Annotated in this window: 24 protein-coding genes; 17 read left to right on the top strand and 7 right to left on the bottom strand. The window is 67.5% G+C overall.

The window, feature by feature from the left end:
* Positions 1-44: 44 nt before the first annotated feature.
* Complete coding sequence (locus tag AAG895_RS11305) at positions 45-506, top strand: hypothetical protein (protein ID WP_345792113.1); 462 nt, start codon at positions 45-47, stop codon at positions 504-506.
* A 41-nt stretch (positions 507-547) separates the two neighbouring features.
* Here the strand turns inward: AAG895_RS11305 and nadB are convergent, their stop codons facing one another.
* A complete protein-coding gene (nadB, locus tag AAG895_RS11300; protein WP_345792112.1) occupies positions 548-2,146 on the bottom strand; it encodes an L-aspartate oxidase in 1,599 nt (532 codons plus the stop codon).
* Between the two features lie 287 nt (positions 2,147-2,433).
* On the opposite strand from nadB, the gene rpoE reads away from it, so the two are divergent.
* The 16 genes from rpoE (at position 2,434) to uvrC (ending at position 16,697) form a co-directional block, all read left to right on the top strand.
* Positions 2,434-3,033, top strand: a complete 600-nt coding sequence (rpoE, locus tag AAG895_RS11295) for an RNA polymerase sigma factor RpoE (protein WP_345792111.1) — start codon at positions 2,434-2,436, stop codon at positions 3,031-3,033.
* 9 nt (positions 3,034-3,042) lie between these two features.
* Positions 3,043-3,588, top strand: a complete 546-nt coding sequence (locus AAG895_RS11290) for a sigma-E factor negative regulatory protein (protein ID WP_345795280.1) — start codon at positions 3,043-3,045, stop codon at positions 3,586-3,588.
* The gene (locus AAG895_RS11285) at positions 3,585-4,553 is read left to right on the top strand and encodes a MucB/RseB C-terminal domain-containing protein (protein WP_345792110.1); all 969 of its coding nucleotides are present in this window, start codon (positions 3,585-3,587) and stop codon (positions 4,551-4,553) included. Before AAG895_RS11290 ends, AAG895_RS11285 begins: the two co-directional genes overlap by 4 nt.
* Positions 4,553-5,020, top strand: a complete 468-nt coding sequence (locus AAG895_RS11280; RefSeq protein ID WP_345792109.1) for a SoxR reducing system RseC family protein — start codon at positions 4,553-4,555, stop codon at positions 5,018-5,020. The genes AAG895_RS11285 and AAG895_RS11280 overlap by 1 nt, the downstream gene beginning before the upstream one ends.
* On the top strand, positions 5,017-6,474 hold the full coding sequence (locus AAG895_RS11275; protein WP_345792108.1) for a DegQ family serine endoprotease: 1,458 nt from the start codon (positions 5,017-5,019) through the stop codon (positions 6,472-6,474). The genes AAG895_RS11280 and AAG895_RS11275 overlap by 4 nt, the downstream gene beginning before the upstream one ends.
* Positions 6,471-6,737, top strand: a complete 267-nt coding sequence (locus AAG895_RS11270) for a glutaredoxin family protein (RefSeq protein WP_345792107.1) — start codon at positions 6,471-6,473, stop codon at positions 6,735-6,737. The genes AAG895_RS11275 and AAG895_RS11270 overlap by 4 nt, the downstream gene beginning before the upstream one ends.
* A gap of 78 nt (positions 6,738-6,815) precedes the next feature.
* Positions 6,816-8,612, top strand: a complete 1,797-nt coding sequence (lepA, locus tag AAG895_RS11265) for a translation elongation factor 4 (protein ID WP_345792106.1) — start codon at positions 6,816-6,818, stop codon at positions 8,610-8,612.
* 48 nt (positions 8,613-8,660) lie between these two features.
* Complete coding sequence (lepB, locus tag AAG895_RS11260; RefSeq protein WP_345792105.1) at positions 8,661-9,449, top strand: signal peptidase I; 789 nt, start codon at positions 8,661-8,663, stop codon at positions 9,447-9,449.
* Between the two features lie 16 nt (positions 9,450-9,465).
* Entirely contained in the window at positions 9,466-9,828 is a 363-nt protein-coding gene (locus AAG895_RS11255) for a DUF4845 domain-containing protein (protein WP_345792104.1), read from the top strand.
* Positions 9,829-9,832: 4 nt separating this feature from the next.
* Positions 9,833-10,504: a ribonuclease III gene (gene rnc / locus AAG895_RS11250; protein ID WP_345792103.1), complete on the top strand. Its 672-nt coding sequence runs from the start codon at positions 9,833-9,835 to the stop codon at positions 10,502-10,504.
* Positions 10,501-11,433, top strand: coding sequence for a GTPase Era (era, locus tag AAG895_RS11245; protein ID WP_345792102.1), 933 nt, complete (start codon positions 10,501-10,503; stop codon positions 11,431-11,433). The genes rnc and era overlap by 4 nt, the downstream gene beginning before the upstream one ends.
* Before the next feature lie 15 nt (positions 11,434-11,448).
* Complete coding sequence (recO, locus tag AAG895_RS11240) at positions 11,449-12,201, top strand: DNA repair protein RecO (RefSeq protein ID WP_345792101.1); 753 nt, start codon at positions 11,449-11,451, stop codon at positions 12,199-12,201.
* Complete coding sequence (locus AAG895_RS11235) at positions 12,201-12,953, top strand: pyridoxine 5'-phosphate synthase (protein WP_345792100.1); 753 nt, start codon at positions 12,201-12,203, stop codon at positions 12,951-12,953. The genes recO and AAG895_RS11235 overlap by 1 nt, the downstream gene beginning before the upstream one ends.
* A gap of 60 nt (positions 12,954-13,013) precedes the next feature.
* The gene (acpS, locus tag AAG895_RS11230) at positions 13,014-13,391 is read left to right on the top strand and encodes a holo-ACP synthase (RefSeq protein ID WP_345792099.1); all 378 of its coding nucleotides are present in this window, start codon (positions 13,014-13,016) and stop codon (positions 13,389-13,391) included.
* A gap of 19 nt (positions 13,392-13,410) precedes the next feature.
* Positions 13,411-14,556 (top strand): beta-N-acetylhexosaminidase, encoded by a 1,146-nt coding sequence (gene nagZ / locus AAG895_RS11225; protein WP_345792098.1) that lies wholly within the window; start codon positions 13,411-13,413, stop codon positions 14,554-14,556.
* 317 nt (positions 14,557-14,873) lie between these two features.
* The gene (gene uvrC / locus AAG895_RS11220; protein WP_345792097.1) at positions 14,874-16,697 is read left to right on the top strand and encodes an excinuclease ABC subunit UvrC; all 1,824 of its coding nucleotides are present in this window, start codon (positions 14,874-14,876) and stop codon (positions 16,695-16,697) included.
* Positions 16,698-16,750: 53 nt separating this feature from the next.
* Here the strand turns inward: uvrC and AAG895_RS11215 are convergent, their stop codons facing one another.
* The 6 genes from AAG895_RS11215 to AAG895_RS11190 all read right to left on the bottom strand — a co-directional run bounded on the left by AAG895_RS11215 (position 16,751) and on the right by AAG895_RS11190 (position 20,884).
* On the bottom strand, positions 16,751-17,191 hold the full coding sequence (locus AAG895_RS11215) for a GatB/YqeY domain-containing protein (protein ID WP_345792096.1): 441 nt from the start codon (positions 17,189-17,191) through the stop codon (positions 16,751-16,753).
* Between the two features lie 115 nt (positions 17,192-17,306).
* Entirely contained in the window at positions 17,307-18,662 is a 1,356-nt protein-coding gene (locus tag AAG895_RS11210) for a GAF domain-containing protein (RefSeq protein ID WP_345792095.1), read from the bottom strand.
* Complete coding sequence (locus AAG895_RS11205; RefSeq protein WP_345792094.1) at positions 18,659-19,150, bottom strand: hypothetical protein; 492 nt, start codon at positions 19,148-19,150, stop codon at positions 18,659-18,661. Before AAG895_RS11205 ends, AAG895_RS11210 begins: the two co-directional genes overlap by 4 nt.
* Positions 19,151-19,220: 70 nt before the next feature.
* Positions 19,221-19,712 carry a cytochrome C gene (locus AAG895_RS11200; protein ID WP_345792093.1) on the bottom strand — a complete coding sequence of 164 codons (492 nt, stop codon included), beginning with the start codon at positions 19,710-19,712 and terminating at the stop codon, positions 19,221-19,223.
* Between the two features lie 201 nt (positions 19,713-19,913).
* On the bottom strand, positions 19,914-20,462 hold the full coding sequence (locus tag AAG895_RS11195) for a rhodanese-like domain-containing protein (RefSeq protein WP_345792092.1): 549 nt from the start codon (positions 20,460-20,462) through the stop codon (positions 19,914-19,916).
* Positions 20,463-20,545: 83 nt separating this feature from the next.
* Positions 20,546-20,884: a hypothetical protein gene (locus AAG895_RS11190; protein WP_345792091.1), complete on the bottom strand. Its 339-nt coding sequence runs from the start codon at positions 20,882-20,884 to the stop codon at positions 20,546-20,548.
* Positions 20,885-20,893 lie beyond the last annotated feature (9 nt).

Below are 20,893 nucleotides of genomic sequence, written 5' to 3'. Positions count from 1 at the left end.
CGTTGGAACTGAGGTTGCGCTCTTCGCGGGCGATCATCGCGTCAGTGCTGGTCGCACACCTTGCGGCCGCGCTGGCGCTTTTTCATGTCCCGGCGGTCGTGGACGCCCTGCATGCGCATGAGGCGTCCGCCCTGGAGCGCACCGGTGCGCTGCTGGTTCTGCTGACCGTGTTCGCCTCGCTGTTGCGCGCGCTATGGTCCGAGTTCCGGAAGCGCGGCTGCATGCTGTGCCTGCACGAGGATGGCCTGCTCGAGGTCCTGCCTGCGACAGGGGAGGGCGGGAGCGTCTGGCGGGTGGCTCCGGATTCGGTGGTCGTGCTGGGCTGGGCGGTGTGGTTTCGCCCGGTCGCGCTGGACGGCGCTGCGCCCTGCTGCGACGGCGTGATCCGCGTGCCGGCGATGATGTTGCTGGCGCGCAACCTCCACGCAAGGGACTGGCGCCTGTTCCGCATCTGGCTGCGCCACAAGGCAGGGCGCCCCGTTGCGGACGCTCCGGTTTTGGCCTGAACCGCAGCCGGCGCGAAGCGACCGGCGCGCCTTTCTGCGCTTCAGGCGCCCTTGCGCCGCGTTCTCCGAGGACGCAGCACGGTATCGCGCGCCCGGGCTAGGGTGTCGGGGTAGTCACGCGAGTGATGCAGGCCGCGACTTTCCTTGCGCCTGAGAGCGCAGGCGACGATCAGGTCGGCCGTCACCACCAGGTTGCGCAATTCGATCAGGTCGTTGCTGACGCGGAAATTCGAGTAGAACTCGTCGATCTCGCGGGCGAGCAGCCGGATCCGGTGCTGTGCCCGACGCAGTCGTTTGGTCGTTCGCACGATGCCGACATAGTCCCACATGAACCGCCGCAGTTCCGCCCAGTTGTGCGAGATGACGACCTCCTCGTCGGCGTCGGTGACCCGGCTCTCATCCCAGTCGGGCAGGACGGGGGCCCGCTGCGCGGGCTTGGAGAGGATGTCGTCCGCCGCAGCCTCCCCGAACACGAGGCATTCAAGCAGCGAGTTGCTCGCCAGACGGTTGGCGCCGTGCAACCCCGTGCACGCGCACTCGCCCACGGCGTAGAGGCCGGGGACGTCCGTGCGTGCCGCAAGGTCCGTCATGATGCCGCCGCACGAATAATGGGCGGCGGGCACTACCGGGATCGGCTCCCTGGTGATGTCGATACCCAATTCGAGGCAGCGCGCATGGATGTTGGGGAAATGCTCGCGCAACCAGGCGGCAGGCTTGTGGCTGATGTCGAGGTAGACACAGTCGAGGCCACGCTTCTTCATCTCGAAGTCGATCGCGCGCGCCACCACGTCGCGCGGGGCGAGTTCCTCGCGCGGGTCATGCTCGGCCATGAAGCGCGTGCCATCCGGCAGCTTCAGCAAGCCGCCCTCTCCACGCACGGCCTCGGAGATCAGGAAGGATTTGGCTTGCGGGTGGTACAGGCAGGTCGGGTGGAACTGGATGAACTCCATGTTGCCAACCCGGCAGCCCGCGCGCCACGCCATGGCGACGCCATCGCCGGTCGCCACGTCGGGATTCGTGGTGTACAGATAGACCTTGCCGGTGCCACCAGTTGCGAGAACCGTGTTGCGTGCAGCAAAGGTGACGACCTCGTCGGCCTCGATGTCGAGCACGTATGCGCCGAGGCAGCCGGCTCCCGGCTGCCCGATCTTGTCGCCGATCACCAGGTCGACCGCGATATGGTGCTCGAAGATGTCGATGTTGGGATGATTGCGGACATGTTCGCCGAGCGTGGCCTGTACGGCCGCCCCGGTGGCGTCGGCGGCATGAATGATGCGCCGGTGCGAATGGCCGCCCTCCCGCGTGAGGTGGTAGCCGAGCTGGGAGTCGGCTTCACGAGTGAAGGGGACGCCACGATCGATCAGCCACTCGATTGCACGCTTGCCGTTCTCGACGACGAAACGGGTCGATTCCGCGTTGCACAGCCCGGCGCCCGCGACGAAGGTGTCCTGAATGTGGGCTTCGATACTGTCGGCGTTGTCCAGTACCGCGGCAATGCCGCCTTGCGCCCAGTTGCTCGCGCTGTCGGCCAGTTCGCGCTTGGTGACGACCGCCACGCGCAGGCGATCGGCGAGGCGCAGCGCCATGGATTGGCCAGCCGTGCCGCTGCCAAGGATGAGGACGTCGTATTGTTTCAGCAAGATTTGGCCCTGGCTCTGGGAAGGGGTCGCGAAAGAAAGGACGCGGGGAATATAGCACGCCGTGACAAGGCATCCGCCAGCGCCGGCCGCACGCGCACGCCTTGGGTGCGGGGCGCTCGCGCTCGAGGTGCGGGCGGATCGGGCAGGGGGGCAATGACCCTGCGCGGGCCTGAACTATTTCAATCTGTCCGTGTCTGTTGGGTGTCTTCGAATTCAGCGGTATTCGCGGCCGGTCGCTTATAATCCGGGTGTTTTGAAACTTGAATATCCGGAAGAACCAAGATCCCATGAGCGATCGTGAAATCGATCAGCAACTCGTCGAGCGCGTCCAGCGCGGCGACAAGCAGGCGTTCGGGCTGCTGGTATCGAAGTACCAGCGCAAGCTCAACCGTTTGCTATCCAGGCTGATCCGCGATCCCGCCGAAGTCGAGGATGTTGCGCAGGAGACCTTCATCAAGGCCTACCGCGCACTCGGTTCGTTCCGCGGAGATAGCGCGTTTTATACCTGGTTGTACCGTATCGGCATCAATACGGCGAAGAACTACCTTGTATCGCAAGGACGCAGGGCGCCGACCTCGACGAGTTTCGACTCCGAAGAGGCCGAGACCTTCGAAGATGGGGACCAATTGCGTGACATCAACACGCCCGAGCGCCTGTTGATGACACGGCAGATCGGACAAACCGTCGACGATGCGATGGCCGCGCTGCCCGAGGAATTGAGAACCGCCATCATGTTGCGCGAGCTGGAGGGCCTGAGCTACGAGGAGATCGCCAACATCATGGAATGCCCGATTGGGACGGTGCGTTCACGGATCTTCCGTGCGCGTGAAGCGATTGCAGAACGTCTGCGGCCCTTGCTCGACACGGCCCCGGACAAACGTTGGTAGGTGGCAAGCATGAAGGATAAATTGTCGGCGCTGCTCGACGGTGATCTCGACGAACAGGCAACGCGTGCGGTTTTCGACGGGCTGCGACGCGACCCGGATCTGAGACGGGACTGGGAAACCTACTGCCTGATCGGCGACAGCTTGCGTGGCGACCGTGATGGTTCGGATGATTTCGTTGCGCGCATCATGGCCAATCTCGACGCGGAACCCACGGTGCTTGCGCCGCGGGTCGCGCCCGATGCCGGAGCGCGTCAGCGCATGTGGCAGTCGCTGATGCCGATCGCGGCGTCGGTGATGGGGGTTGCAGCGGTCGGCCTGGTGGCGGCGACCCTCTACAAGCAGGATGCGTCTGCGCCGCAGACGCTCGCCGCGGCGCCGGCCGTCAAGGTGGTGAGCGCATCGAGTTCGGTGCGTCCGGTCGCGCAGACGGCGAGTGAGGACGTCCTGCGCGAATACGTCTTTGCCCACCAGGGGCTGTCGCGCGGCGGCCCGCTTCCCGCCGGTGTGCAGTACGTGCGTACCGTATCGGACCAGCGCCAGGGTATGGATCGATGAGGTTTTTCGCCGCCGTGCTCGGACTTTGCGCGCTGCTCGCGCAGGGCCCGGCCCATGCCGAGCTGCCATCGGATCCGCTGTCCTGGCTGGGGCGGATCTCGTCTGCGGGACAGCGGCTCAACTACGTCGGCACCTTCGTCTACCAGTCGGGAGGGCACGTCGAAACTTCCCGCATTGCGCATCGGGTCGACGCGAACGGCGAATATGAGCGTCTCGAGGTGCTCGACGGCAGCCCGCGAGAGATCATCCGGCGTGGCAACGAGGTTCATTGCGTACTTCCCGACGAGCGCACCGTGATCATCGATGAGGCGGGTGGACGTCGCGCGTTTCCGGCCCGCCTGCCCGCATCGCTGAGCGGACTCGCCGAAAGCTACCGCATCCGCAAGGGCGAGGTGAGCCGCGTTGCGGGTTACGAGGCGCAGGCGCTCGTGCTCGAGCCGAAGGACGACCTCCGCTACGGCCACACCTTGTGGGCCGAGATGCAGAGCGGTCTGCTGCTGAAGTCGCGCATGGTCGACGAGAAGGGTGGCCTGATCGAGCAGTTCAGCTTCAGCGATGTGCGAATCGGCGGCGAAGTCGATTCCGAGCTCCTCGAGTCCCGTTTCGAACCCGGAGAGGGCTGGCGCGTCGTGAATGCGCGCGGCAGCGACATGCCGATGGAAGAGGCGGGCTGGGTGCTCGCGGAGGCCCTGCCCGGATACACGCTCAGCTCGGTCATGCGCCGCCCGCTGGGGCGCGACCGCGGGCCCGCGTTGCATATGGTCTTCAGCGACGGGCTCGCGGCGATCTCGGTCTTCATCGAGCCGGTGGGCGACGGGTCCGCGGTCGGATTGGGGCCGGTATCGAATGGTGCGATCAACATCTACAAGCGCACGGTGAACGGGCATCTCGTGACCGCGCTCGGCGAGGCGCCCGAGACGGCGGTGCGGCGGATCGGCGAAAACATCCGCTCGGTGGCGCAGTGATGCAGGCGCGCGCGCGCGTGCTGCGGGTCGAGGGCCGCCAGGCTTGGCTGGAGCTGACCGAAACTGCGGGCGGCTGCGGGCGTTGCGATGAACCCGGCGGTTGTCGTTCGGTCCAGATTCACCACGCCTTCGGCTTGCCGGAGAAGGTCTTCTCGCTGCCCGTCGATTTCCCGGTCGGACCCGGGGACCGGGTGGTGATCAGCATCCCCGACGGTGCGCCGCTCAGTGCGGCGCTCGTCGCTTATGGGCTGGGCACTGTCCTGTTGCTGCTCGGGGCGGCGCTTGGCAGCCTTGTCGCCCCAGACGGACGCGCGGACCTTTTCGGCGTGATCGGCGGCGTGGCAGGGCTTGCGCTTGCCTGGCTCATCAACAGGGCGCTGCCGCGAAGCCGCCGCTGGCGGCACCGACTGCGCCTAGAGCTTGCCCCTGCAGACCACTGCGTTCAATCAGTCGATACCTCGCGATGACTCCTTCGTCGACGGCCCCGCGCGCGGGCCTTCATCGTTTCCTGATCGTCCTGCTCGCCCTGCTGACGGTCGCGCTGCTTGCGGTCGAAGCGCGGGCGGCGGGCGTGACCTTGCCGGACTTCACCGAGCTGGTCGCTCGTCAGGGCGCCGCCGTCGTGAACATCAGCACCACGCAGGCCCGACAGCAACCTGCCCGGCTGCCGTTCCAGATTCCGGAGCTGGACGAGTCGGACCCGATGTTCGATTTCTTCCGCAAGTTCATCCCGCGCATCCCCGAGTATCCGGGGCCGGACCCGGACAACCAGTCGCTCGGCTCGGGCTTCATCATCAGTCCCGACGGCTACATCCTGACCAACGCCCACGTCGTCGAGTCGGCCGAGGAGATCAAGGTCCGACTCGCCGACAAGCGGGAGTTCGATGCGGTGGTGATCGGTGCCGATGCGCGCAGCGACGTCGCGCTGATCCGCATCGAGGCCAAGGACCTGCCGCATGTGGTGCTCGGTGACCCGGAGGCGCTCAAGGTCGGGGAGTGGGTGCTGGCAATTGGCTCGCCCTTCGGCTTCGAGCAGTCGGTCACGGCGGGCATCGTCAGCGCAAAGGGGCGAAGCCTGCCTGACGAGAACTTCGTTCCCTTCATCCAGACCGACGTCGCAATCAATCCCGGCAACTCGGGTGGCCCCCTGTTCAACCTGCGCGGCGAGGTCATCGGCATCAACTCGCAGATATACAGCCGCACCGGCGGGTTCATGGGGCTGTCGTTCGCGATCCCGATCGACGTCGCGATGGACGTTCAGCAGCAACTGCGTACGAAGGGCAGGGTGGAGCGCGGGCGGATCGGCGTGTCGATCCAGGAGGTCACCCGCGATCTGGCCGACAGCTTCGGTCTGCCGCGTGCGGCCGGGGCGCTGGTGAGCGCGGTCGAGCCCGAGAGCCCGGCGGCAAAGGCGGGTATCGAGCAGGGCGACGTCATCGTGCGCTTCAACGGGCGCGGCGTGGAGAACTCCGCCGACCTGCCGCGCATCGTCGCCGCGGCCCAGCCGGGGGGCCGTGTGGCCGTGGAGATCTTCCGGGGTGGCCAGTCGCGCAGCCTCACGGTCGATGTAGGTGAATGGCAGGATCCGGAGGCCGAGCCCGAGGGCAACCCCGCTGCGAGCAGCAGCGCAGCGCCGAACCGGCTCGGGCTCGAACTCGCCGTGCCGACGCCAGCGCAGCGGCGTGAGCGCGCGATCGAGCGCGGCCTGATCGTGCAACGCGCGCAGGGTACCGCGGCGCGCGCCGAGATCGTCCCCGGTGATCTCGTGCTCGCCGTGGTGGTGGGCGGACGGCAGGTGGCGCTCGACAAGCTCGAGGACTTCGATCGCATCGCCGCCGAGCTCAAGCCAGGGCAGCAGGTGACCTTGCTGGTACGCCGTGGCGAGGCAACGTCCTATGTCAGCCTGAGGGCTGCGCGATGAGCGCACCGAAGCGCTTTACGGTGATGAGCCGCGAGTGGTGCCACCTGTGCCACGAGCTGGTCGATGCCCTGCGCCCACTGGCGGCGGAGTATGGCTGGGCGATCGAGGTCATCGACGTCGACCAGCATCCCGAGCTCGAGGCGCGTTGGGACGAACTCGTGCCCGTGCTGCTGCACGGAGAGCACGAGCTGTGCCACTACCATCTCGACGAGGCCGCCGTTCGCGCTTATTGCAGCGGTTTTCCGCTAGAATCACGGGCTTGACGCGGTCAGGCCACCCGAGCCTCCGAACCCACGAACTCATTCCGAAACGGGTGCTGCAAGGCACCCTTTTCGTTTCGCATGAACCACATCCGAAATTTCTCCATCATCGCCCACATCGACCACGGTAAATCGACCCTGGCCGACCGACTCATCCACTTCTGCGGCGGCCTGTCCGAGCGCGAGATGGAGGAGCAGGTGCTCGACTCGATGGACATCGAGCGCGAGCGCGGGATCACGATCAAGGCCCAGACCGCGGCCCTGCACTACAAGGCCAAGGACGGGCAGGTCTACAACCTGAACCTGATCGACACCCCGGGACACGTCGACTTCTCCTACGAGGTCAGCCGCTCGCTCGCCGCCTGCGAGGGCGCGCTGCTGGTGGTGGATGCCTCCCAAGGCGTCGAGGCGCAGACCGTGGCCAACTGCTACACCGCGCTCGACCTCGATGTCGAGGTGGTGCCGGTGCTGAACAAGATCGACCTGCCCGCGGCCGACCCGGAAAACGCCCGCGGCGAGATCGAGGACGTCATCGGTGTCGACGCCTCCGAGGCCATCCTGTGCTCGGCCAAGACCGGCCTGGGCGTGGAGGAGGTGCTCGAGGCCATCGTCGCCCGCATCCCGCCCCCCAAGGGCGAGCCGGGGGGGCCGCTGAAGGCGCTGATCATCGACTCCTGGTTCGACAACTACGTCGGCGTCGTCATGCTGGTGCGCGTGGTGGACGGCGAGCTCAAGCCCAAGGATCGCATCCTGCTGATGTCGAACGGCGCGCAGTACCCCTGCGACCAGGTCGGCGTGTTCACCCCGCGCTCGGTGGGCCGGGAGGCGCTGCGCGCGGGCGAGGTCGGCTTCGTCATCGCCGGCATCAAGGAGATCGAGGCGGCCAAGGTGGGTGACACCATCACGCTCGCCAACAAGCCCGCGAGCGCGCCGCTGCCCGGCTTCAAGGAGATCAAGCCGCAGGTGTTCGCCGGCCTGTATCCGGTGGAGTCCTCCGAATACGACCAGCTGCGCGATTCGCTCGAGAAGCTGCGCCTGAACGACTCCTCGCTGCAGTTCGAGCCCGAGGTGTCGCAGGCGCTCGGCTTCGGTTTCCGCTGCGGCTTCCTCGGCCTGCTGCACATGGACATCGTGCAGGAGCGGCTCGAGCGCGAGTTCGACATGGACCTCATCACCACCGCGCCGACGGTGGTGTACGAGGTGGTGCTCAACGACGGTTCGGTGATCCACGTCGAGAACCCGGCCAAGCTGCCCGAGCCGGGCAAGTACCAGGAGATCCGCGAGCCGATCATCACCGCGACCATCTTCCTGCCGCAGGACTACGTCGGGCCGGTGATCACGCTGTGCAACCAGAAGCGCGGCAACCAGATCGACATGCGCTATCACGGCCGCCAGGTGCAGCTGATCTACGAGATGCCGATGAACGAAGTCGTGATGGACTTCTTCGACAAGCTCAAGTCGGTGTCGCGCGGCTATGCCTCGCTCGACTACGACTTCAAGGAGTACCGCACGGCCGATCTCGTCAAGCTCGACCTCATGGTGGGCGGCGAGAAGGTCGATGCGCTGTCGGTCATCGTGCACCGCGCCAGCGCGCAGTACCGCGGTCGGGAGCTTGCCGCCAAGCTGCGCGGCCTGATCCCGCGCCAGATGTTCGACGTGCCGGTGCAGGCCGCGATCGGCGCGCACATCATCGCGCGCGAGACGATCAAGGCATTGCGCAAGAACGTGCTCGCCAAGTGCTACGGCGGCGACATCTCGCGCAAGAAGAAGCTGCTCGAGAAGCAGAAGGAAGGCAAGAAGCGCATGAAGCAGGTCGGCAACGTCGAGATCCCGCAGGAAGCCTTCCTCGCCGTGCTGCGCACCGACGAAGGCAAGTGATCGAACCCGCCCGCCGTCTGCTGTCGGCGGGCTGACGACGGAACCCGCATGAATTTCGCCCTGACCCTGTTCCTGCTGCTGATCGCCACCGGCGCTCTGTGGTTTTTCGACCGCTTTCACGCGCGCAAGCTGCGTCCGGCGGGTGCGCCGAATCCGTGGTGGGTGGAATATGGGGCGAGTTTCTTTCCGGTGATCCTGATCGTGTTCGGCCTGCGCTCCTTCGTGGTCGAGCCGTTCAAGATCCCCTCCGGGTCGATGATTCCGACCCTGCTCGTGGGCGATTTCATCCTCGTCAACAAGTGGACCTACGGCATCCGCCTGCCGGTGATCAACACCAAGATCATGGACGTCAACGACCCGCAGCGCGGGGACGTGATGGTGTTCCGCTACCCGGCCGACCCCTCGATGGATTACATCAAGCGCGTCGTCGGCCTGCCTGGCGACCGGGTCGAGTACATCAACAAGCGCCTGACGATCAACGGCCAGGCCGTGCCGATCGACGAGGCCGGGAACTACCTCCACCCGGACCGCCTTTACTACTCGCCGCAATACACCGAGAAGCTGGGCGAGATCGAGCATTCGATCCTCATCGAGCGCGATGCGCCCGCCTTCGTGCCGCAGGTGCTGAATTTCCCCAAGCGTGAAAACTGCACCTATACCCACTCGGGCGTGAGTTGTACCGTGCCCGCAGGGCACTATTTCGTGCTTGGCGACAATCGCGACGCGAGCAGCGACAGCCGGGTGTGGGGGTTCGTGCCTGATGAGAACATCGTCGGCCGCGCCTTCTTCATCTGGTTCAACTTCAGCGACATGAAGCGGATCGGCGGCTTTCACTGAGACTCCGGGGACAAGCATGTACATCAAATCCCAACGCGGCCTGAGCCTGTTCGGCGTACTCGTCGTCGGCGCACTTGCCGCCTTCGTGCTGGTGGTCGGTTTCCGTACCGTGCCGGTGGTCAATGAATACATGGCGGTCAAGCGCATCCTGGGCATCCTCGCCGCGGAAGCCGACAATGGCGCACCGGTGATCGAGCTGCGCCGCAGCTTCGACCGCCGCAGGCAGATCGACGACATCTCCAGCGTCAGCGGTGCCGATCTGGTGATCGACAAGTCGGGCACCAAGACCGTGATCGACGTGCAGTACAGCCGTACGGTGCCGCTGGTGGCCAACGTCAGCCTGCTCTTCGACCTGCATCCGTCGAGCGACGCGCGCTGAGCCGATGACCGCGGAACGACTTCAGTCCCGGATCGGCCATCCGTTCGGCGATCCGAAGCTGTTGCTGGAGGCGCTCACGCACCGCAGCTTCGGTCAGCCCAACAACGAGCGCTTCGAGTTCCTCGGCGATTCGATCCTCAACTGCGTGATGTCGATCGCGCTCTTCGAGCGCTTCGGCGAACTGCGCGAAGGCGAGCTGTCGCGCGTGCGCGCCTCGCTGGTCAGGCAGGACGCACTCCACCGCATCGCCTGCGAACTCGAACTCGGCAGCTTCCTGCGTCTCGGCGAGGGTGAGCTCAAATCCGGCGGGAGCCGGCGGCCCTCGATTCTGGCCGATGCGCTCGAGGCGGTGTTTGCGGCGGTGTTCCTCGATGCCGGCTTTGGCGCGGCCAAGTCGGTGATCGACCGTCTCTACGCGCCATTGCTGGCCGAGGTGGATCCCCGCAAGCCGAGCAAGGACCCCAAGACCGCCTTGCAGGAGTGGCTGCAGGGGCGCAGGATTCCGGTGCCGACCTACTCCATGGTGCAGGCCCTCGGCGAGGCCCATGCGCAGGAGTTCGAGGTCGCCTGCGAGATTCCCAAACTCGGCGTGCGCACGCTGGGGCGCGGCCCCAGCCGGCGGATCGCCGAACAACAGTCGGCCGAGCTCGCGCTCGCCGCGGTGAGAAAGACATGAGCGAAGTCCCCAGCACGGCCCCCGCGGGCGATTCCGGAGCGGACGCCGAAGGTTTTCGCGCGGGTTTCGTCGCGATCGTCGGCCGTCCCAACGTCGGCAAGTCCACCCTGCTCAACCGCCTCATCGGGCAGAAGATCAGCATCGTCTCGAGCAAGGCGCAGACCACCCGCCACCGCGTCACCGGCATCGTCACCGAGCCCGGCGCGCAGTTCGTGTTCGTCGACACGCCCGGTTTCCAGACCCACCACCGCAATGCGCTCAACCGCTCGATGAACCGCACCGTGTCGCAGGTGCTGGCCGACGTCGATCTGGTGTTCTTCGTCATCGAAGCCGGGCGCTTCACCGACGACGACCGCAAGGTGATGGCGGTGATCCCGGAGGGGGCCAAGCTCATCCTCGTCATCAACAAGGTCGACCAGTTGAAGGACAAGGCACGCCTGCTGCCCTTCATCGACGAGGTGCGCAAGGTGCGTGACTTCACCGAGATCGTGCCGCTGTCGGCGGAGAAGGGGCGCAACGTCGAGGCGCTGATCAAGGCCGCAACGCCGTTGCTGCCGCTGGGCACGCCGATGTTCGAGGAAGACGAGATCACCGACCGCAGCGAACGCTTCCTGGCCTCGGAATTCCTGCGCGAGAAGCTCTTCCGCCTGCTCGGTGACGAGCTGCCCTACGGCATCGCGGTCGAGATCGAGAAGTTCGAGGTCGAAGGCAACCTTCGCCGCATCCACGCCGCGGTGATCGTCGACAAGCCGGGCCACAAGTCGATGGTGATCGGCAAGGGCGGCGAGAAGCTCAAGCGCATCTCCTCCGAGGCTCGCGTCGAGCTCGAGAAGCTCTTCGACGGCAAGGTCTTCCTCGAGGTCTGGGTCAAGGTCAAGAGCGGTTGGGCCGACGACGAGCGTGCGCTGAAGAGTCTCGGCTACGAGTAATCCGGGCGCCGGGTCATGGCGGGAGCCAAGCAGCGCGTCGAGCAGCAGCCCGCATGGGTGCTGCATACCTACCCGTGGCGCGAGACCAGCCTGATCGTCGAGATCTTCGCGCGCGACCACGGCCGCGTCGCGCTGGTCGCGAAGGGCGCACGCCGGCCGCATTCGCAGCTGCGCGGCGTGCTGATGGCCTTCCAGCCGCTGTGGATGGACTGGTCCGGCGGCGGCGAGGTCAAGACCCTGGTGCGCGCCGAATGGCAGGGCGGGCAGCCCTTGCTGACCGGACGTGCGCTGCTCTGCGGCTATTACCTCAACGAATTGCTGGTGCGCCTGACCGCGCGCGAGGATCCGCATCCGCGGCTTTTCTCGGCCTATGCCGATGCCGTGCGCGCCCTCGGTCGCGGCGAGCCGGAGTCACCGATCCTGCGCCGCTTCGAGCTGGTGCTGCTGCAGGAGCTCGGTTACGAGGCCGGGCTTGCCCACGAGGGCGACGGCGGAGACGTCGTCCGGCCGGAGGGGCGCTACGTTTATATAATCGAACGCGGCCCGACGCGGCTCGAGACCCTGGAAGAGGAGGGCGTCGATGCCGCCGCGCTCGGCGACCAGCCCGTGCTGTCTGGCCAGACCCTGCTCGACATGGCTGCGGACGATTTCTCGCGTGCGGAAACGCTGGCCCAGTCCAAGCAGTTGCTGCGCATGCTGATCAACCACACCCTGGGCGGCCAGCCGCTGCAGTCGCGCCGGGTGCTCAAGGAACTGCAGGAGCTCTGATGATCGAACTCGGCGTCAACATCGACCACGTCGCCACGCTGCGCCAGGCGCGCCGCACCTGGGAGCCCGATCCGGTGTGGGCGGCCGTCGAGGCCCACCTCGGCGGTGCGGACGGCATCACCATCCACCTGCGCGAGGATCGCCGCCACATCAACGACGAGGATGTGCGCCGGCTCGCCGAGCTCACCCAGGTCAAGCTCAACCTCGAGATGGCCGCCACCGACGAGATGGTCGCGATCGCCTGCCGCACGCAGCCGCAGATGGCGATGCTGGTGCCCGAGGGGCGCCATGAGATCACCACCGAGGGCGGGCTCGACGTGCTGTCCCAGGAGGCGCGCCTCACGGACGTGATCGGCCGCCTGGCCGAGGCCGGAATCGTCACCAGCGTGTTCATCGACGCCGAGGTCGAGCAGATCGAGGCCGCCGCGCGCATCGGCGCCCGTGTGTGCGAGATCCACACCGGCCCCTACGCGCACGCCTTCCATGCTGCCGGACGCGACGCCGAGGCGCCGGCGGTGACCGCCGAGCTCGACAAGATCCGCAACGCCGGCGAGGCGGCGCGCGGTCTCGGCATGCGCTTCAACGCCGGCCATGCGCTCAACTACTACAACGTGCAGCCGATCGCGCGCCTGCACGGGATCCGCGAACTGCACATCGGCCACGCGATCGTCAGCCGCTCGGTCTTCGTCGGTCTGCGCGAGGCGGTGGCCGAGATGAAGCGGTTGATGCGTGAAGCCGCTTCGGCCACCTGAGCCCCCCATGGCACACCCTCCGGCGATGAACCGTCGCCTGCGAGCCGGCCGGTGCAGTCCATGATCCACGGCATCGGCACGGATCTCGTTCAGCTGCGGCGCATGCGCGAGGCGCTCGAGCGTCACGGCGAGCGCTTCGCCTTGCGCATCCTGGCCGCGAGCGAGGTCGAGGCTTGGCACGCCCATCGCGACCCGGCGCGCTTCCTCGCCAAGCGCTTCGCGGCCAAGGAAGCCTTCGGCAAGGCGCTCGGCACCGGCGTTGCGGTACCGGCCACGCTGCACGCGGTCGCGGTCGGCCACGACGCGCGCGGCAAGCCGGAGTACCGCTACGACGAACGCCTCGCCGCGCACATGAAGGACAACCGGCTGCGCGCCCACCTGAGTATCAGCGACGAGGACGAGCACATCGTCGCGTTTGCGCTCATCGAGCGGGTCTGAGCCCAGGAGCTTCCAACCCATGAATTCGCCCATCGGCCGCCCGCGCGGCCCCGTCATGATCGACGTCGCCGGCACCGCGCTGACCGAGGAGGAACGCGAGCGCCTGCTCGACCCGCTGGTCGGCGGGGTCATCCTGTTCGCGCGCAACTTCACCGGCTCCGATCAACTCCGCGCGCTCACGGCCGAGATCCGCGCACTGCGCGACCCGGCGCTGATCATCGCGGTCGACCACGAAGGCGGCAGGGTGCAGCGCTTCCGCAGCGACGGCTTCACCCGCCTGCCGTCGATGCGCAGCCTGGGCGCGCTGTGGGAACAGGATCATCTCGCCGCGCTCGACGCCGCGCGCGCCACCGGCTTCGTGCTCGCGGCCGAGCTGCGCGCGCACGGCGTGGACCTCAGCTTCGCCCCGGTGCTGGATCTGGATTACGGCTGCTGCCGCGCGATCGGCAATCGCGCCTTCCACCGTGACCCGCAGGCCGTCGCCGCGCTCGCCCAGGCGCTGGTCGCCGGCATGGCGGAGGCGGGCATGGGCGCGGTCGGCAAGCACTTTCCCGGCCACGGCTTCGTCGAAGCCGATTCGCATCACGACGTACCGGTCGACGAGCGCGACTTCGACACGGTGTGGAACGAGGACGTCGCCCCCTACCGCCACCGCCTCGGCCGCCAGCTCGCCGGCGTGATGCCCGCGCACGTCATCTACCCCAACGCCGACCCCAGCCCCGAACCGCAGCCGGCAGGCTTCTCGCCGTTCTGGCTCAAGGACGTGCTGCGTGGCCGGCTCGGCTTCAAGGGCGTGATCTTCAGCGATGACCTCAACATGGAAGGCGCGCGCGTCGCCGGCGACATCGTGGGCCGCGCCAAGGCCGCGTACGCCGCCGGCTGCGACATGCTGCTGGTGTGCAACCGCCCGGATCTCGCCGCCGAGCTGCTCGACCGCTGGGCGCCCGCGCCCGAGCCGGACAATCTCGCCAGGCTCGCTGCGATCGTGCCTTCCGCCCCGCAGCCCGCCTGGCTCGCCGACCCCTTCGTGCTCGAACTCCACGCCGCCTACGTCCAGGCCCGCGAACGGATCGCAGCCATCCCCGACGACACCGGTACCGCGCCGACCATGACCGCAGCCACCATCGGCGAGCAACGCAGCGAGGACCTGAGCAAGCACGGATAATCAGCGAGCGGGCACCATCAGCCCTGCGGAACGACTCCCTACCGCAACGCGCCGATCCTCGTCCGACCGTGTTGATCGCCACGGGCGACACCACCGGTCGAGCCTCGACAGCGCTGGAGTGGAGGTGGGGCGCTCCTGGAATGGGCGAGGATTGTCCGAGCGAGGAATCGAGCGAGTTCCGCAGCCCACGGAAGCATGGAAGGAATGCCCCGCGTCCGCTCCAGATAAGCGATGGTTTATCCCAACCCCCGCACCCCGAACGCACCTGAAGCCCTCGCCAAGTGACGCGATGGCTTCGAATGACGCAGAGCAAGCGCATGACCGACCCACAGCCAACCGACGCCCAGGCCTTCGACCCCAAGCCCTTCCTGCGCACCCTCACCGAGGAGCCCGGCGTCTATCGCATGATCGGCGCCGACGACAAGGTGCTCTACGTCGGCAAGGCCAAGAACCTCAAGCGCCGCGTCTCCAGCTATTTCCAGAAGACCGTCTCCAGCCCGCGCATCGCGATGATGGTGGCCCAGGTGCTGCGCGTGGACATCACCGCCACGCGCAGCGAGGCCGAGGCCCTGATCCTCGAGAACAACCTCATCAAGAGCCTGGCGCCGCGCTACAACATCCTCTTCCGCGACGACAAGACCTACCCCTACATCGAGCTCTCCGCCGACGCGTTCCCCCGCCTGGCATACCACCGCGGCGCCTTCACCAAGGGCGCGCGCTACTTCGGCCCCTTTCCCAACGCCTGGGCGGTGCGCGAGAGCATCCACCTGCTGCAGAAGACCTTCCAGTTGCGCACCTGCGAGAACACCGTCTTCGCCAACCGCTCGCGCCCCTGCCTGCTGCACCAGATCAAGCGCTGCACCGCGCCCTGCGTCGGCCTGATCGAACCCGAGGCCTATGCCGCGGACGTGAAGCTCGCCACCCGCTTCCTCGACGGCCAGGCGAGCGAGGTCATCGACGACCTGACGAACCGCATGCAGGCGGCCGCCGAGCGCCTCGCCTTCGAGGAGGCCGCCGCCTGCCGCGACCAGGTGCGCGTGCTGCAGGCGGTGCTGCACAAGCAGTTCGTCGACAGCCGCAAGGACGAGGACGTCGACGTGCTCGCCGCGATCGAGGAAGACGGCCTGACCTGCGTGAACATCGCCATGGTGCGCGGCGGCCGCCACCTCGGCGACCGCCCGCAGTTCCCCAGCGGCGCGGCGGTATCGGGGGCGATGGACAGCCTGCTCGCCTTCGTCGAGCAGCACTACAGCCAGCACCCGATCCCGGCGCGCATCCTGGTCAACCTGCTGCCCGATGCGGTGAAGGAGACCCTCGCCGAGCTCACCGAGCGGCCGCCGGGCGTGGTGTCACCGCGCTTCGAAGCCGAGAAGGCGTGGATGGAGATGGCCGAGAAGAACGCGCGCCTGGCCATCCAGGCGCGCGCGCGCGACACCGGCCGCATCGAACAGCGTCTGGAAGCACTGCGTCAGGCGCTCGACATGGACGAAGCCCCGCAGCGCATCGAGTGCTTCGACATCAGCCACACCATGGGCGAGGCCACGGTGGCCTCCTGCGTCGTGTGCGAGGCCGGCGCCATGAAGCGTGCCGAGTACCGCCGCTACAACATCACCGGCATCACCGGCGGCGACGATTTCGCGGCGATGCGCCAGGCGCTCGAGCGCCGCTACGGCAAGGTTGCCGCGGGCGAGGGCGTGTGCCCCGACCTGATCCTGATCGACGGCGGCAAGGGCCAGGTGAGTGCGGCGCGCGCGATCCTCGCCGAGGTCGGCCTGGAGTCGGTGGCGATGGTGGGCGTGGCCAAGGGTGAAGGGCGCAAGGCGGGGCTGGAGACCCTTATCTTCCCCGACGGCCGCGAGGGGCTTGCGCTCGGCGGCGAGTCGGCCGCCCTGCACCTGATCGTCGAGATCCGCGACGAGGCCCACCGTTTCGCCATCACCGGCCACCGCGCCAAGCGCGGCAAGGCGCGGGTGGGCTCGAAACTGGAGGACATCCCGGGCGTCGGCCCCTCGCGCCGCCGCAATCTGCTCGCCGCCTTCGGCGGACTGGACGGGGTGCGCGAGGCCACGGTCGAGGACCTGTGCCGGGTCGAAGGCGTCAGCCGGAAACTCGCCGAGCAGATCCACGCCGCACTGCGCTGAAGATCAATGGGGTCTGACCCCATTGATCTTCATCCTGATCCCCGCCGGGGCGATCAGCCGGCGAGCGCTTCCTTCACCCAGGCATTCGCCTGCTTGGCGTCGAAGCTGGTGCCGAACTTCCCTTTCAGCGCGCCCATCACTGCGCCCATCTGTTTCGGCGAGCGGTCGGCCAGGCCGGCGACGGTGTCGGCGATGAAGGCCTTCACCTCGGCTTCGCTCGCCATCGGCGGCAGGTAGGACGTCAGGATCGCCGATTCCTGCGCGAGCACCGCGAGGCGGTCGGCATCCTTGATCACCGCCACCGCCTCCTGGTTGTTCTTCAGGAACTTGCGAATGGTCTGCTGAACCTCGTCATCGCTGCTCTCGCGGTTGCCGGCGTTCTTGCCGACCATCTCGGCCTCGGCGATCAGCGTGGACAACAGGGTGGCGCGCACGCTGTCGGCGGCCTTGCGGGCGAGGAGGGAATCCTTTTTCAGTTGGGCGAGCAGGCTCATGGGTGACTCCATCGGGTTCGGTGGCTGGGCGCGGCGGGCGAATGCCGAGCGGGCGCGCGTTTGCAGGGCGCCGAGTTTAACCCAGCGGCGCCGCGTGCCGCCAAGCAGCCGTGCTTCAGCCGGGGGCGGGCACGTGGCTGAGCTGGAGCGGGCGTTCCACGCGCAGCGCGAAGCAGCCGCGGGACGTCTTCTCGATGCGGATCGGCACCTTGCGTTCGACCAGCCGGCGGCTGAGCAGGATCAGCCTGGCCTCGAGGTTGTCGCTGATGTCGGGCAGGCGGATGCGGGGGTCGAGCCGCAACTCGCGGTTGCTGAACGCGGTACGGCCTGTTTCGGCGTGGTCGCGCAGCAGCGTCCACAGGATCGATCCGGCAACGCCCTTGATCAGGTATTCCGCGTCGAGGAAGATGCTGTCGTTCTCGCCAAAATGGCGGACCTGCAGCGGTGGGCCGGTCGGCGCGGCGGGCGGCAGGTGGGCAGTGCCCCGGTTTTCATCGCAGTGATCCTGCGTACCGTGATGCAGCAACTGCATCGCCGCACCCAGGCCGCCCGCCAGCGACACCATGACGTCCTCGTCGTCGTAGCTGAAGCGCTGCTCCTGCGCGCTCTCGACATAGAGCACGCCAAGCACGCGCTGGCCGGTGCGGATCGGGACCGCGAGCTGGCTGTTCGCGCGCGGCAGGCCGGGCAGGGGAATCTCGGTGTCCATGCTGGCCGCCTGGCCGCTACGCTCGAGGTTGTCGCGGATCGCCTTGCCGTAGCTGTAATCGGCGGCGAAATGGCCGATCCGGATCGGGGTGCGCTCGCGCGCCGCGACGCCGATCACTCCGTCGCCAAGGGCAATCTCGGAGCCGATGCCGGAGGCGTCGTAGCCCTTGCTGGCGACGGTGTAGAGCCGACCGGCCGAAGAATCGAGCATCAGGATCATCGCGTGGTGGATGTCGAAGTGGCGCTCCAGGCAGTCGAGGGTTTGCGCCAGCAGGCCATCCAGTTCGCTGCACAGGCAGAGCTCCTCGACGCTGGCGCGCAGCGCGGCGAGCAGGTTGGCGCGAGGCGGCGGGGGCGGCAGGGTGGCGCCGGGGACCTGGACGATCTCGAGCACGCGATAGACGTCGGCGCCGAGCAGGCGGAAGACGCCGGCCATGCCGGTGTGCGAGGCGATCCCGGCCAGTTTCGCCCTCATGATCTCGAACAGCGGTCCTTCTTCCTCGGTGCGCCGGTAGCGCAGCAAGAGCCGGTAGTGCGCCGCCGTCAGCGGGTCGATGAGGGCGACGCGCGCGAAAGGATTGGCCAGGATGTTGCGGCGGGTGGTGTTGAAGAACTGCCAGGACAGGGCGACATGGTCGGCGTCCACGTACTGCACCTGGGAGAGATACGCCGCATTGGGCACGCCGTCCGCCGAGCAGGTGGCGATCGTTCCCGGGATGGCACCGTCGAGGCAGCCGCGGATGGCATCGAGCTTGAGCTTCATGCGCGCAGTGCCTGCCCGGCTTCGGGGCCGGGTGTCTGCAGGCTGCCGAAGCTCGGTGTGAAGCGGATCGCGACGAGTTCAGCGGGCGCGGCCTGGAGCACGCTGCGGATCACCGCCGCTGAATAGCCGAGCAGCTCGAGGCCGCTGGCGAAGGCGTCGGCGTGGCGGGCGGCGTGTTCCGCGTCGCTGGGTGCCGCGCTGACGACGACGGCGTCGACACCCTTTAGCTGCAGGGTGCGGTGCGTCGCCGGCAGGCTGAAGACGACCGCGACGCGCCCGCTGCCGCGGACGTCGGCGAGCACCTCGGCTGCCGCAGGCGCGGCCAGCAGCACGGTGAGCTGGCGCCGGTCGGGCGAGATGCGACAGCCGGTGCCGCGGGCGAGGTGAGGAATCCGATCGTCGTCGCAGCTCGCGACGGTAATCGAGACCTCGCGACAGACGAACGCGGCGAGCTCGTCATCGAGCAAAGGCGGATCGGTGTGGTCCATGGTGCCTTGAGCATAGACACCCTGGACCGGATCTCAAGCTTTCCACCCAGGCCACATACGGGCGGGGCCCCTACTCGGGTGCTGCCGGGAACACGATCGCGACGCCCTGCGGCTGCACCCCGGGAGGAAGGTAGGCGGGGGCCGGTTCGCCTGCCGGACCGAGCGCGCGCACGAAGCGGTAGAACGCGCGCAGGTCGCGCTCGTCCATGTCGCGCAGCGCGAACCACGGCATGGGTGGGCGAGCACTTGCCGTGCGCGCGTTGCGCACCCAGCTGTCCTCGTCGACGCGGCTGACCGACAGCCGCAGGTTCGTCGGGTAGGTCGTGCCCCAGGGGCCGCGCCAGCCCAGGCGATCACCGGTGAGCCACTGCTGCTCGGGTACCGCGCCGCCGGTCATCGCATAGTTCGGCGTGTGGCAGTCGTTGCAGCCGGCGATGCGGGCGATGTAGCGGCCGCGCTCGATCATCGCCTGCTCCGGGTCGGTGTCGCCGGCAAGGGCCGCCGGCGCCGTGCTGGCGAGGATGAGGGTTGCGGCGAGGATGGAAGGGCGCGCTCGTTTCATGGTCTGTCGTCTCCTGCAGGTTGATGCCCCCGGCTGGACGGCTGTCCAGCGCGAGCACCTGCAGTGTGGCGACCGCATGCGCGACGCGTTGCTAAAAAGGCGCTGCCGGAATGCTAAGAATCCCTTAAGCGGCGCCGCGGGCTCTGGGCCGGAGGCGCCGGCATCGTGCGCGCGGGCCCTCGCAGCCGGCCCATCCCGGGTTCAGCGCTGGTCGGTACGGTAGATCTTTTCCGGATTCATCTTCGCGGACCACGGCAGGCCGCTGTTCTGCCAGCCGTTCTTCAAGCGGAAGCCGGCCTGCGGGCCGTCCTTGATCGCCGCGCCCTGGAAACCGTCGATGACGAAGCGTGCATTCGGAAAGCCATTCTTGCGCAGGAAGTCTGCGCTCGGCTCGCCGCGCTCGCTGCCCGAACGGCACATCGTGATGATCTCGGCGTCCATGCCCATGCCGCGCTTTTCCAGCTCGGCCTTGACCTGGGCGACGAAGTCGGGGTTCTGGTAGAGCCTGAACACCCCGCGCTCGGCGTTCCACTGCGTGCGGTCGACCATCAGGTAGGGGATGTTCGCATGCACGACGTCGCTGAAGCCGACGAACATGATCTCGACCGGGTCGCGTACGTCGATGAACAGCACGCTGGGTTCGCCGACCTGGATCTTGGCGTAGGTTTCCTGGGCGGAGATGCCGATGTCGGCGGCCTGGGCGGTGAGGGCTGCGAAGCCGAGTGCGGCGGCGATCAAGAGTCGTTTCATGGAGGATCTCCTTGGTTCAGACAAAGAAAGCCCCGTCGCCCGGCGCGCGGGCGGCGGGGCTTGCGTGCAGCGGTGGGGCTGGCTCAGGCAGAACGGCGCATCATCGCGGCGAGCGGCCAGACCAGCGCGGCGGCCACGCCGCCGAATGCCGCTGCATAGAGGAAGAGGTTCGCCCAATCCACCCAGTAGCCCATGTTGGCGAAGGACGACCGAGTGAGCCCGGGTGTGATGAAGAAGGTGATCGCCGTGACGACCACGAAGGCGACCACCGCAGGCTTGATCGCCTTGCCCCAGCCCGGGCGGCCGCGGCTGGCGGCAACGCCCATCAGCACCACCCACAGCACGGCGGTCGCGACCACCACGGGCAGATACTGCAGGCCCAGTTCGAAGAGGATGTTCAGCGTCAGCCAGATTTCGTACATGTCGTATCC

Origin of the sequence: Thauera sp. JM12B12 (genome assembly GCF_039614725.1) — a bacterium.
GTDB lineage: Bacteria > Pseudomonadota > Gammaproteobacteria > Burkholderiales > Rhodocyclaceae > Thauera.
This window is presented reverse-complemented; position numbering and strand designations above follow the sequence as displayed.